At 59.0% G+C, this 12,746-nt stretch carries 8 protein-coding genes; 1 reads left to right on the forward strand and 7 read right to left on the reverse strand.

Translation table 11 applies throughout. The features are described from left to right. Positions 1-7 precede the first annotated feature (7 nt). The 6 genes from LEPTO7104_RS0117255 to LEPTO7104_RS34305 all read right to left on the reverse strand — a co-directional run bounded on the left by LEPTO7104_RS0117255 (position 8) and on the right by LEPTO7104_RS34305 (position 9,379). Positions 8-1,474 carry a cation:proton antiporter gene (locus LEPTO7104_RS0117255; RefSeq protein WP_083887088.1) on the reverse strand — a complete coding sequence of 489 codons (1,467 nt, stop codon included), beginning with the start codon at positions 1,472-1,474 and terminating at the stop codon, positions 8-10. Between the two features lie 102 nt (positions 1,475-1,576). Further along, positions 1,577-2,389 carry a carbon-nitrogen hydrolase family protein gene (locus LEPTO7104_RS0117260; RefSeq protein WP_026072803.1) on the reverse strand — a complete coding sequence of 271 codons (813 nt, stop codon included), beginning with the start codon at positions 2,387-2,389 and terminating at the stop codon, positions 1,577-1,579. 121 nt (positions 2,390-2,510) lie between these two features. Then, complete coding sequence (locus LEPTO7104_RS37095) at positions 2,511-3,263, reverse strand: hypothetical protein (protein ID WP_017299833.1); 753 nt, start codon at positions 3,261-3,263, stop codon at positions 2,511-2,513. Positions 3,264-3,398: 135 nt separating this feature from the next. Continuing rightward, positions 3,399-5,036 (reverse strand): acetolactate synthase large subunit, encoded by a 1,638-nt coding sequence (locus LEPTO7104_RS0117270; protein WP_017299834.1) that lies wholly within the window; start codon positions 5,034-5,036, stop codon positions 3,399-3,401. A 92-nt stretch (positions 5,037-5,128) separates the two neighbouring features. Next, positions 5,129-6,520 carry an NAD-dependent succinate-semialdehyde dehydrogenase gene (locus LEPTO7104_RS0117275; protein ID WP_017299835.1) on the reverse strand — a complete coding sequence of 464 codons (1,392 nt, stop codon included), beginning with the start codon at positions 6,518-6,520 and terminating at the stop codon, positions 5,129-5,131. 303 nt (positions 6,521-6,823) lie between these two features. After that, positions 6,824-9,379, reverse strand: coding sequence for a putative bifunctional diguanylate cyclase/phosphodiesterase (locus LEPTO7104_RS34305; protein WP_017299836.1), 2,556 nt, complete (start codon positions 9,377-9,379; stop codon positions 6,824-6,826). 1,104 nt (positions 9,380-10,483) lie between these two features. On the opposite strand from LEPTO7104_RS34305, the gene LEPTO7104_RS37100 reads away from it, so the two are divergent. Then, positions 10,484-11,527, forward strand: coding sequence for a septal ring lytic transglycosylase RlpA family protein (locus tag LEPTO7104_RS37100; RefSeq protein WP_017299837.1), 1,044 nt, complete (start codon positions 10,484-10,486; stop codon positions 11,525-11,527). A gap of 71 nt (positions 11,528-11,598) precedes the next feature. On the opposite strand, the gene LEPTO7104_RS0117290 is transcribed toward LEPTO7104_RS37100, so the two are convergent. Beyond that, positions 11,599-12,651, reverse strand: coding sequence for a Rieske 2Fe-2S domain-containing protein (locus tag LEPTO7104_RS0117290; protein WP_017299838.1), 1,053 nt, complete (start codon positions 12,649-12,651; stop codon positions 11,599-11,601). Positions 12,652-12,746: the final 95 nt, after the last annotated feature.

Here is a 12,746-nt window from a genome sequence, read left to right on the forward strand (position 1 = left end):
ATAATCTTCAAGACGCCTCTGGGGTAGACTCTACCTCCTCAGCAGTGGCGATCTCAGCCGCAGGCTTAAGCGCATCTTCGTCATCTTTAAACACTACTCGCAGCAAAGGCGGGGCCAAGAACGTGGTGAAAATGACCATGACAATGATGGCTGCATCAAGAGATTCAGTGAGTACCCCACTAGCAGCCCCCACCCCGGCGAACACTAAGCCTACCTCGCCCCGTGGAATCATGCCGACCCCGACCGCCAGGCGGTTTATGCCAGGTTGACCAAAGATGGCAAAACCCGCTACTACCTTGCCCAAAATGGCCACCACCACCAAGAATGAGGCAATGATTAGCCCAGCCCGGTTGGCCGGTTCCAGGGGATTGAGCACGCTTAAATCAGTGCGCGCTCCTACGGTAATAAAAAAGATCGGCACTAGCATGTCAGCAATGGGGCTGATTTGCTCTTCCAGCTCCTTATGCTTTGTGGTTTCGGCTAAAATGAGGCCCGCCGCAAAGGCACCCAAAATGGCCTCAAGCTGAATGGCTGCGGCGATGTAGGCCAGCACAAAGGCAAAAATCAGCGAGCTGATGAGTACCTGCCCACGGGTATTCATCTGATCGACCACCATGACAAAGTAGGGGCTAAGCAGGCGGCCAACCAGAATTGAACCCACCAAAAATGCCGCTGCCCCAGCGATCAGGTACACCACATTGAGGATTTCGATTTCGCCAGTTTTAGCTAGGCTGGCAACCACGGCCAGCACAATGATGCCGAGCACGTCGTCGAGCACGGCAGCGCCAATGATAATTTGGCCTTCCTTAGAGCTAAGCTGCTGCATTTCTGCCAGCACCTTGGCGGTAATGCCAATACTGGTAGCGGTTAACGCGGCTCCAGCAAACACGGCCGGGATAGTGTCGATGCCGAAGATCGCAATCAGCCCCGCAGTGCCAGCGGCAAAGGGAACTACGACCCCCACAACGGCTACCATGGCGGCCTGGGGACCCACGCGAATCAGCTCTTTGAGGTCAGATTCTAGGCCGATTTCAAACAGCAGGATAATCACCCCCAGCTCAGCCAGGATGGAAATGACCTCGCTCTCCCCCTGAAAGACCTTCAGCAAGCCCTCCGGCGACTGGCCAGCCGTCATGCCTACCAGATTCATCAGGAGCGACTGCACTTCGCTGCCACCCTCGGGAAACACAATCAGGTGCATGGCCGAGACGCCGACAATCACGCCTCCCACCAGCTCTCCTAGTACGGCGGGCAGGTTGATGCGGGTACAGAGCTCACCGCCAATCTTAGCGGCTAGGTATATCACAATCAGGCTCAGCAGCACGCTGGCCAGCACCAGGGGCTCTAGCTCCGCATCTGCGTCTGCTTCCGACACTTGCGCAAGCCACGGTATAAGGCCAGATGTGAAGGGAGACAAAGGGATTGAAAGATTAATCAGGTCGCTGCCGATGAGGGCACTCATCCAATATGCCATGCAGACCGCTACAACTCGTCCCATACAATGTACATGAGATTTCTCCCCGTAAAGAGTTCAGGAGGATCGTTCCAGCTATCCTTTTAGTCTCTGTCAGTTGCCCTAGGGAAAGACCCGGTGGGCTAAAGACGGCATCTGGCGGCGCACCTGGGCGATGCGGTCGGGATTGATTTCGGCGATCGCGACGCCTTTTTCAACCCCAGCATCGGCCAGTACCATGCCCCAGGGATCAATAATCATGGCGTGCCCGTGGGACTGACGGCGAGAGTTGTGGAAGCCGGTTTGGGCCGGGGCAATCACGTAGCAGGTATTTTCGATGGCGCGGGCCTGCAGCAGCACCTGCCAGTGGTCTTTGCCGGTGAACTCGGTAAAGGCGGCGGGCACGACTAAAACCTCGGCCCCCTGCTGCGACAGGTGGCGGTACAGCTCTGGAAAGCGCACGTCGTAGCACACCGATAGCCCCAAAATGCCAAAGGGCTTGGAGGGAAACACATCGGGCAATAGGTGGCCAGAAATAACCGTGTTTGACTCGCGGTAGGTGTTGCCGTCGGGCAGATTGACATCGAACAGGTGAACTTTTTCGTAGCGCAATAGCTCCTGGCCTTCGGGGGAGACCAGCAGCGCGGTGTTAAAGACTTTGCCTTCCTTGGCCGGAACCGGATAGCCGCCGCCAATCAGGGTGACCTGGTAGCGCTGGGCCATGGTTTTGAGAAAGGCCTCGCTGGCCTGGCTAATGATGTCGGCCTGGGCAATTTTGGCCGCTTCGTCGCCCAAAAACGAGAAATTTTCGGGCAGGCTGACCAGTTCTGCTCCCTGGCGCGTGGCTAGGTCAATTAGCTCTTCGGCCTGGGCCAAGTTTTTGGCCAAATCTGGCACACTGGTCATCTGTACGGCGGCGGCCCGATACGCTCTCATAAATTACCTGACTGGAGATGGAGAAACCTGGAACGGCTACGTTCCCTACGCTTTAATTTTATTCGCTCGGGGGAACGGTTTACCTGGTCGGGCCAAAACAGTCTGGGCAACGCCGAGCGCTCTAAGGCTCTGTGACAACGCTGATGGAAAGGGCCTCAGGATCGGTGCTGAGGGTGATGGGAGCACTGGCGGGCAGGGGGCGGGGGCGATCGCTCTGGGCGGCCCGCAAACCCTCCAGCAGCCACGGCTGAGCCGCTGCCTCTGGGGCGGTCAGGGCCAAAAACTGGCTGGCGTAGACCACCTGGGCCATAGTCAGAGAAGTACTATTTGCGCGGCGGGGTAACACCAGGGTGGCCCGATCGCCCGTCAGCTCCACGGTGGCTAGGCCATCGGCGGAGTGCCCTACGGTGCGGTTGGCGGGTCCGGGGGTAAAGGTAAAAGCCGATTCGCTGGCGGCCAGCGCTGTTTGCAGATCGCTGGCGGTAGGGGGCTTAGGGGTAGAATTGGCCTTGGCCTGGCGATCGCTGGCGATCGCCCGATTGCCGCGATAGTCCTGGGCTTTGGCCTGGGCCTCGGCGTAGTTGGGGGCATCGGTGGGGATGCGCTCTAGGGCGGCGATCGCCTGCCCCCACAGGTCGGCTACCCGCTGCCAGTCGACTTTGGTTTGGGCCGTTTGGGCCGCCACCGCCGCCTGCCAGCCCAGGTCGGTGCCCTGCTGCCACGGCGACGCCAAACTGTGGCTAGGGGCTGGCTCAGATTCAGGCACAGAGGCGCTGCCCTGGCGCAAGTAGGAGAGGCCAATCAGGGCGATCGCGATCGCCCCCACGCCGCCAATACTCCAGGCCAACGGCGATTTCGCTAAATTGAGCACCATAAAAACCTCGCGCCTCAGCGTAGACACTTAGGTTTTCAGGGTTGCTGCCCCATCAACCGGGCAATTTTGGAATGGGTTTAGGCCCAGCCCGATGAGCGCTGGGCCAGGCAAGGCTGCCTTCAACCGCAAAACGACCTAGATCAGACAGCTCAGATCGCCCGCCTTCTGGCTAAACAGCAGGTTTTCGCGGTAGTCCACGGGGCAGTCGATCACGGCGGGCACATTGTCCTCCAGAGCCGTTTTCAGGGTGGGGATAAAGTCTTCGGTTGCCTCAATGCGGTAGCCCTTCAGGCCCATGGCCTCGGCCAGTTTGACAAAGTCGGGGTTGGTGAAGTGAATATAGGTTGACTCGCCGTAGTAGTTCATCTGCTTCCACTCGATCAGCCCGTAGCCGCCGTCATTGAAGATGATGGTGACAAAGGGCGTGCCCACCCGCAGGGCCGTTTCTAGCTCCTGGCAGTTCATCATAAAGCCGCCGTCGCCCGTGACCGCCACCACCTTGCGGTTGGGGTGCACCAGCTTAGCCGCCAGCGCCCCCGGCAGGGCAATGCCCATGGCCGCAAAGCCGTTGGAAATCAGGCAGGTGTTAGGGCGCAGACAGTGGTAGTTGCGGGCCATCCACATCTTGTGGGCCCCCACGTCAGAAATCACAATGTCTTCGGGGGCCAGCACCTGGCGCAGGTCGTAGATCAGCTTTTGGGGCTTGATTGGAAAGCCGTAGTCGTCGGCGTACTGCTCGTAGTCGGCGCGAATTTCGTCCCGCACCTTGAGGCTAATGGGTTCGGGGTGGCCCTGGCGCTTCACCCGCTTGAGAATTTCCTCCAGGGAGTCAGAAATGTCGCCAATTACTTCCACCTTGGGAATGTAGCTGCTGTCGATTTCGGCCTGGGTGAGGTTGATGTGCAGAATGGGCAGCTTGCCGTCGGGGTTCCACTTCTTGGGCGAATATTCAATCAGGTCGTAGCCCACCGCAATGATCAGATCGGTCTGCTCCATGGCGCAGGTGATGTAGTCGCGCTGCTGTAGGCCCAGCGACCACAGCGCCAGGGGGTGGGTATAGGGAATCACGCCCTTGCCCATGAAGGTATTGGCGACCGGAATGTTGAGCTGAGTGGCAAACTCGGTCAGGGCCTCGCTGGCGCTGGCGCGAATGGCCCCGTTGCCGACCAAAATCATCGGGTTGCTGGCCTGGGAAATGGCGATCGCCGCCTGCTGAATGCTCTGGAGAGAGGCGTAGGTCTTTTCTTTGCTGTCTTTGCGCAGGGCCAGGCCCGTCACCTCCATTTCGGCAATGTTTTCGGGCAGGTCGATGTGGACGGCGCCGGGCTTTTCAGACTGGGCCAGCTTGAAGGCCTTGCGGACAATTTCGGGGGTGTTGCTGGGCCGCACAATCTGGGCGTTCCACTTGGTAACGGGGGCAAACATCGCCACCAGGTCGAGGTACTGGTGCGACTCAATGTGCATGCGATCGGTGCCCACCTGGCCAGTAATGGCGACTAGCGGAGCGCGATCGAGGGTGGCGTCGGCTACGCCGGTCATTAAATTTGTCGCCCCTGGCCCCAGGGTTGATAGGCACACCCCAGCCTTGCCGGTCAGCCGCCCGTAGACATCGGCCATAAAGGCCGCCCCCTGCTCGTGGCGGGTGGTGATGAACTGAATGGAGGAGCGCTTGAGGGCCTGGAGGAGCTGGAGGTTTTCTTCTCCCGGCAGACCAAAGATATATTCGACGCCTTCATTCTCAAGGCACTGGACAAGCAATTCGGCGGTATTCATAGCGTGATTTGGGGGTGTAGATAGTCGAGAAACAGAGGTGAATGGCAGGCGATCAAACGGTTTATCAGGTAGAAATCAGGTGATCTAGCGGGCTATTTAACCCACACACTTTTGACGTTGACAAACTCGTGAATGCCCTGGCGACCTAGCTCTCTTCCGTATCCTGAGCGCTTGATTCCGCCAAAGGGTAGGCGTGGGTCAGACTTCACTAAACCGTTAATAAAGACTGCCCCGGCCTCTAGCTCGGCCATCATCCGTTCCTGCTCGGCAGCATCCTGGCTCCAGCCGCTGGCCCCCAGCCCAAAGGGAATGTCATTGGCCCGCTGAATCGCCTCGTCGAGATTGGCGACTCGGAACACCAGCGCCACCGGGCCGAAGAACTCCTCCTGGTCGGCGGGGGTGCCGGGGGGCAGGGCGGCGAGAATAGTGGGCGGAAACCAGTTGCCATCTTGCAGCTCAGCAGGCAGCTGGGCCTTGAGGGCGGCGGTGTTGCCACCAATTAAGGCGGTTCCCCCCGCTGCCAGGCAGGCGCTGACCTGCTGCTCTAGCTCGGCGGCAATGTCGGGGGTGGACATCGGCCCCACGGTAACGCCCTCGTCGAGGGGGTTGCCGACGACGAGGGCGGCAAATTTTTCGGTCAGGCCCTGCTCAAACCGCTCGGCAATGGATTCGTGGACGATAAATCGCTTGGCGGCAATGCACGACTGGCCGTTGTTGAGCATGCGGGCGGTGGCGGCGGTGGCGATCGCCCCCTCCAGATCGGCGCTGGGCATGACGATAAACGGATCGCTGCCGCCCAGCTCCAGCACCGTTTTTTTGATCTGCTGACCGCAGGCGGCGGCCAGGCTGGCTCCGGCGGGCTCGCTGCCGGTCAGGGTGGCGGCTTTGATGCGGTCGTCGGTAACCAGCTGGGCAATGCGATCGCCGCCAATCAGCAGGGTTTGAAACGCCCCCTTCGGCAGCCCCGCCTTCTGAAAAATTTCCTCGATCGCCAGGGCGCACTGGGGCACGTTGGAGGCGTGCTTGAGCAGCCCCACATTGCCCGCCATCAGCGCCGGAGCAGCAAAGCGAAACACCTGCCAAAACGGAAAGTTCCACGGCATTACCGCCAGCACTGGCCCCAGGGGCTGGTAGCGCACAAAGCTGCGGCTGGCGTCTGTACTGGCGGGTTCGTCGGCCAAAAACTCGGCTCCATGGTCGGCGTAGTAGCGGCACACCAGGGCGCTTTTTTCCACTTCAGCCACGGCCCCCGCCAGGGGTTTGCCCATCTCCAGGGTCATCATTTTGGCGTAGGCGGCTTTGTTGTCGTCCAGCACCTGGGCGGCCTGGCGCAGCCAGGTGGCCCGCTGGTCAAAGGTTGTCTGCCGATAGGCGGCGAAGGTTTGAGCGGCCAGGGCGAGCTTTTGCTCAATTTCGGCCTCGCTGAGGGCTTCAAACTCCTTCAGCACCGCTCCGGTGGCGGGGTTAATACTGGCTATGGGCATGATTTGACCTCCTGTTGGTCAGCTGAGGTCGGCGGCTCGCCCGATCGCACCACAGCCAAACTACCCCAGAGCGCGGCGGTAACGCTGCGCCTGTAGATAAACCAGCTGGGTCTAAATCTCGACAACCCAGACTTGTCGGCTAGTGGAATGTGTTAGCTCTTGGCACGAGCGTAGCTTTGGTCGCCAACCTCTAAAACTAAGTCTCTTCTAACTGTGCCCTGAAGCACAAAAGGCTATTCTCCTATCCTATTACTTCTGCACAAAACATAGTGTTATGTAACGATGACCAAACATCGCCGATTTTCAAGCTTTTTGAGCCTCGCCCGGCATGCTCCTTCCAGGCCAGGGCGAGGGATTGGCCAACAGCGCTGTGGCCGCCTCTCGCCCCAGCGGCTGAGAAAATAGGTATCCCTGCCCCCGCCTGCAGCCCATCGCCCGCAGCCGATTGAGCTGGTTTTGGGTTTCAATGCCCTCGGCGACTAGATCCATGCCGAGGTTGTGGCCCAGGGTAACGATGGTCTGCACGATTTCGCGATCGTCGTCGCTCTCATCCATCCGGCCCACAAAGGATTGATCAATTTTGAGGGTATCGGTGGGAAAGCGGTGCAGGTAGCTCAGCGAGGAGTAGCCGGTGCCAAAGTCGTCAATGGCCAGCTTTAGCCCCAGCTGCTTGAGCCGATGCATCAGGTCTACGGCGCCATCCACATCGCGCATGATCATGCTTTCGGTAATTTCGAGCTGTACCCGACTGCCGACCAAGGCCAGCTCCCGCAGGGTGTCGCCAAACTGGTCGACTAAATCGGCCTGGTGAAACTGTCGCCGCGACAGGTTAATGCTCATGGTCAGCGGCTGGTCAGGAAACTGCTGCTGCCAGGCTTTGAGCTGGGTGCAGGCGGCCCGAAAAATCCACTGGCCCAGGTGCACAATTAGCCCAGTTTCTTCGGTGACCTGGATAAACTGCCCTGGGGACACAAAGCCCTCCTCCGGTCGGTACCAGCGCACCAGGGCCTCAAACCCGGCGATGCGTCCGCTCTGAAGGCAGACGATGGGCTGAAAGTGGAGCAAAAACTCATTGTTCTCGAAGGCGTTGAGCAGGTGGCTCTCCAGCTCCAGACGGCGCACCGCCTCTTCGTGCATGGTGCTGGCAAATACCTCGTGGCGGTACTCGTGTAGCGCCTTAGCCCGGTACATGGCAGTGTGGGCATCGCGCAGCAGGTCCTGGGCGGTGGGTGGGTGATCTCTATGGGCCATTGCCACCCCCATGGAGCTGGTCACCGAGAGCCGCCGCCGGGCAATGGAAAAGGGAATCGATAGCTCGGTTTGCAGTCGGCTGAGCCACTGGTCGACGCTGGGCTGGTCGTGCACCGGCAGCAAAAAGGCAAACTCGTCGCCGCCCACCCGCGCTAGCTGAGCCGAAGGGGGCAGAAACTGCCGCAGCCGCTGGCCGATGGTCTGCAGCACGCGATCGCCCATCAAATGCCCAAAGGACTGATTAATTAGCTTGAAGCGATCGATATCTAAAAACACCACCGTGATCGCGGTGCCGGGATAGTGCTGCAATGCCCGCTGCACTTGCAGCAAAAATATGTCGCGCCCCGGCAGCAGGGTGAGCTGGTCGTAGCTGCTGCGGTACAGCGCCTTTTGGGTCAATACCAGCCCCATCGCCAGCAGAAAGGCGGCTACCGGCTCTACGGTGGGCACCCAGACCAATTGGGCCAGGGCTAAGCTGCTGAGGCCCCAAATGCCCACCACGGTGGCTCCGCTCAGCATTAGCAGTATCGTTGGACGGCGCACGGTCCAACCCACGACCCCGGCCAGCAGCGTCCAGCCCAGCAGCCAGAGAAACTCGCCCCACTGGGGCAAAAATCGGTAGAGGGCGGGCTGCCCTGCGATCGCGTCGAGCATCTGGCTAATGCTCTGGGCATGCACTTCAACCCCAGACATAACAAACTGCGACGACTGATCCTGGCTAAATGGGGTAAAAAACTCGTCCTTGAGGCTAGAGGCCGTAGAGCCAATTAGCACAATTTTGCCCCGCACCCAGTCCGGGGGAACGGCCCCAGCCAGCACCTGGGTAATGGTCAAACTCGGAGCTGGCTGGTAGGGGGTGCGATACTTCATCAGCACTTGATAGCCCCGGTTGTCGATGTTGACGTAACCGCCATCGGCCGCCATCAGAGCCGGAAATTCAGCCTTGCCGATGCGCAGCAAATCGTCCTGGCGATCGACCTGAAACGCTAGGTCAGAGTGGTAAGCCAGCACCACCCGGAGGGGAAACGAATAAAACGGATTTTCTGGGTCTGAGACGTAAAGCAGGCTGCGGCGCAGGACGCCATCCGGGTCAATCGCCAAATCGTTGAACCCTGTCTGGTCCGGAGGCCAGGTGGCGGGGGCCGGGACCTCAATGCCATCGCCCTGCTCACCCACGTTGAAAATGCCAATCACGTTGGGAGCCGTGAAGGCCTGGGCTAAAGCCGCCTGCCCAGGCATATCCTGGGGGGTGTTGCGATAGAGGTCTAAGCCCACCACCGCAGGTTTGTAGCGCTGTACCTCTGCGATGATATTGGCCACAACCTGGTCAGAGAGGGGCCAGCCGTAGGCCTCCAGATCGGCCTCGGTAACTTCTACCAGCAGCAGCCTCGAGTCTGGAGATCCCTGGGTCTGGAGCCGGGTGAGCAGGTCAAAGCTCGACATTTCGAGGGTTTCAAACAGCTGTAGCCGCTTACCCGCAGACACCATTGCCAGAGCCAGCAGGCTAGAAACCAGCACCGCTCGACTGCCAAAGTTAATCGGTTTTGAAAAAAAGGAAACCCACTGATTAAACTTCTGCCCAAAGGGCCAAATCCGGAAATGCACCATGGATGAAACCGGCGACGGTAGAGGTGACAATGGCAGGCATTGACTTAAATCCCTGAATACACAGCTATACAGGGCATAATCAACGCTATCCGGAAATCGCCAGCGATCAGATTGTCTCTAGCTTCCTCCACAGACCGCTAGGCCTGCCAAAGCCACAGGCTTTAAGCCATAGTGTCATTGTGTGGCTCGTTCACCCAGTGGGTGCCGCCCCCTCTCCGCTGCCCCGGAAACTCATCGCGGGAACCGTTGGCCTGGCAGTCGTTCCCTAAATGGGGCCAGTGCAGTAGTAGCAAAGTTAACACACTGATTGCCACTATCATGACTGTGCCACTGGGCCAGATAAATACTCGTATGAGCGTAGCTTTCATCGCTGGAACCCAACCTACAGTAGTGACAGAACTCCTGCCCCCTGTTGGACTAAGGTGCGCTTATGCGGCCTCGGTAACGCTTGGGGGTATAGTGTGATTCTTCACGTTAAAGGTTTTATTCGATACCTTGGCGGCCAGGCTTTCACTGAAGCTTTATGGTCGGATAAAGGGCCGTAAGCTTTCCTTAATCTCCGGGCGATCGCCAGGCAGGCTTTTTCATCCCCCAGGGGTGTCTTGGTTGCCCTTGGGGCAGATGACAAGCCGAAAGGCATTAAAAACTTGTTAAGGGAGAGCTCTAGCGCTCTATTCCCCGGATATGCTAGACGCAAGATACCTCCTAACTGCGTCTCCAGCCCCATCCGACCCTTATTGGTGTCACTCGGTGGGGCTGCTACTTTGTCAGGCCGCCTTAGGACGCCTCTGGGGCGGTTGTTGGTAGGCAGAGGCCTTGACTAAGCAACTTTTCTAGATGGCTGTGAGCTTTGCCTGGAGGCGGGCCTACCCTAAAAGCCTCCCCAGAAATGTCGTTGCATATACAAAAAATAGGTGTTAGGCTGAAAAGCTATTCGTGAATTAGCGAATAGTCTTGAAAGTCAGCTTTTTTTGCCCTGACAGTCCAGCAAGCACCGCTGTCGGGGTTGCTGCTTTCTTTTGCCCATGGTTTGAGCTTGTCGCTAGGCCTGCCGCTGGCTAGGCTGCGTGCGAGCTGTGGGCGTTGATCTCAGCACACGCATAAATGACGTTATTTGGTCTTTTCTGGGTTGCCTTTCTACCGTATTACCTCAATCAGCCCGACTTCATGGCCCTGCGAATGGCTAACGTCTACGCAGCGGATCATCTAAAGCATAAGTCGACGGTAGATCTTGGCGTGTTACCCCATTCCTCTCTATCTCTACAGGGGGCGGTGAGCCAGCCCCTCGGGCTGCAACCTCAGCTGGCTTGGCCCCCGACTGCCCTGGTGGATTGGCATCGCTGGAGTGCGACCGCTGCCGTTGCCGTGATTGCCCACGGCGATCATGCCAGCGGCGGCGCTGCGCAACTCACCCCACCCGCTAGGTTTTGCAGCGGCTCCACGGCTGTTCAGCCCGATGACTCAGCGACGGGGTTTACCATTCGGGTCAAAGGTGTGCCGATTGGTCAGGTGTCATCTCGTCAGGCGGCAGATCGGATTGCCGATCAAATTCGCCAGGCCGTACCTGTTTTAGAGGCTCACCCGGAGCGACTCACCCCCAGCCTGAGCCAGCACCAGGCGGCCGCTCAGGTGAGCGGCAAAACCGTGTTTGTGTTGCCCGATCTGGCCCAGGGCGCCGATGCCTCCAAGAATGAGCAGCCTGCCCTGAAGGCGACTCAATGGGTCAACAACCTGCGCTTGGCCTTTGGGGTGGCGCCGCTTGACCCTAGCCAGGTGCAGATGGTGGCCCACGGGCTGGGCGAAACCCGCCAGACCTTTAGCGGTGTTGCGTCTTGGTATGGGCCATACTTTCACGGGCGGCAGACGGCTACGGGCGAAACGTTTAACCAGAACGACCTCACGGCAGCCCACAAGACGCTGCCCTTTGGCACCTACCTCAAGGTGCGTAACCAGCTCAACGGCGCCACCGTAGTGGTGCGCATTAACGATCGCGGTCCGTATATCGGCGATCGCTCCCTTGACCTCTCCTACGCTGCCGCCCAGTGCCTTGGCAGTGACCATACCGGGGTAATTCCCTACCAGGCAACGGTTTTAGCGCCGGGATTTCCCCATGCCTGGCGTGAGGATGTAGTCGCTAAGCTGCCTTAGCACCCTTAATCAGCAGAACGGCCATGGAGTGAGCGGCACCAGAGTCCGGCAGGGTTTACTTTAGGGCCTTGCTAGGCTCGCCACTTGAGCAGCTGGGTCTTAACGGGGGTGACAAACTCGCGGTCTTCAGCCTGGGAGCGCTGGTACTCTTTTTTGAGCTGGTAGTACCACCGGGCCAGGGTGTCGGAGTCTTTGATCAGCCGCAGCACGGTCTCGTGCTTGAGACCTTCCTGCTGCTTGATCACCACATCGCGGTCCTGGCCCAAAAAGGAGCGAATCATCAGGGGCAGAATGGGTTTGAGCAGAGCGCCCCAGGGCAGATCCCAGTAGAGCTCGAAGGTGACGTCGGTCTGGTCGTCGGTGAGCGGTGTCACCGTAGTTAAGTTCACCACCCGGTGCCTGGCGGTCGTGGTTTCTTCGGTGCGCACGCCGGGTAGGTAAAAGATAATTTCGTTGTCGGGCACGCCGCCGATCAGCCAGTAGCCGTAGCCCATGCTCTCGCCCATGTGGTGCTTGCGCATGGTAAACCCGTAGGTGGAAGGGTCAAACCATTTGATTTCGTCGTTGAGCTTGCCCCCGCGCCACCACCAGGAGCGGTGGACAAAGGGCGAGTGCGCCGGGTCCATCAGCCCCACTACGGCGTGGTCGATGTAGCAGGGAAAGCGCATGGTGTAGGTGACGCTGGGGCGCACGTCATTGCCAAAGCCGGGAACGCGAGGAATATCGAAGCGGGGGGGCTTGGGGTTGGCAGGGTCGCTCATATAAACCCACACATTGCCCTGCACCTCTTTAACCTCGTAGCTGTTGACGTCGAAGCGGCTCAGATCCATCTGCTGGTCGGGCATCAGCGAAGGAATCTCGGTGCAATGGCCGTTTTCGTTGAATCGCCAGCCGTGGTAGCAGCACTCCACCTCGGTGCCGTCGAAGCGACCGCAGCTGAGGGGCACCGCCCGGTGAGGGCAAATGTCGCGAATGGCAAAGGCTTTGCCCTGGCGGGTGCGGCCAAACAAGATCGGCTCGTTGAGCAGGGTTTTGGCTACCATTTTGCCCGCCTTCAGCTCGTGGCTCGGCATGGCGTGGTACCAGATATTGCGCAGCAGGTAGATGTCGTTAACGGCAACCACAGGTCTTCAAGGAGGTTAAGGATTGAGGCGACTAATACTGTAGCAGAGGCTTGGTAGTGGCGAAGATCTGGCGTGGGCCAGTTCGTAGCATATCT

It is taken from the genome of Nodosilinea nodulosa PCC 7104, from assembly GCF_000309385.1.
In the GTDB taxonomy this organism is placed as follows: Bacteria; Cyanobacteriota; Cyanobacteriia; order Phormidesmidales; family Phormidesmidaceae; genus Nodosilinea; species Nodosilinea nodulosa.

Coding starts and splice junctions, on each gene's coding strand:
- LEPTO7104_RS0117255 (WP_083887088.1), bottom strand. CDS start 1,474: ATGGCATATTGGATGAGTGCCCTCATCGGCAGCGACCTGATTAATCTT.
- LEPTO7104_RS0117260 (WP_026072803.1), bottom strand. CDS start 2,389: ATGAGAGCGTATCGGGCCGCCGCCGTACAGATGACCAGTGTGCCAGAT.
- LEPTO7104_RS37095 (WP_017299833.1), bottom strand. CDS start 3,263: ATGGTGCTCAATTTAGCGAAATCGCCGTTGGCCTGGAGTATTGGCGGC.
- LEPTO7104_RS0117270 (WP_017299834.1), bottom strand. CDS start 5,036: ATGAATACCGCCGAATTGCTTGTCCAGTGCCTTGAGAATGAAGGCGTC.
- LEPTO7104_RS0117275 (WP_017299835.1), bottom strand. CDS start 6,520: ATGCCCATAGCCAGTATTAACCCCGCCACCGGAGCGGTGCTGAAGGAG.
- LEPTO7104_RS34305 (WP_017299836.1), bottom strand. CDS start 9,379: ATGGTGCATTTCCGGATTTGGCCCTTTGGGCAGAAGTTTAATCAGTGG.
- LEPTO7104_RS37100 (WP_017299837.1), top strand. CDS start 10,484: ATGACGTTATTTGGTCTTTTCTGGGTTGCCTTTCTACCGTATTACCTC.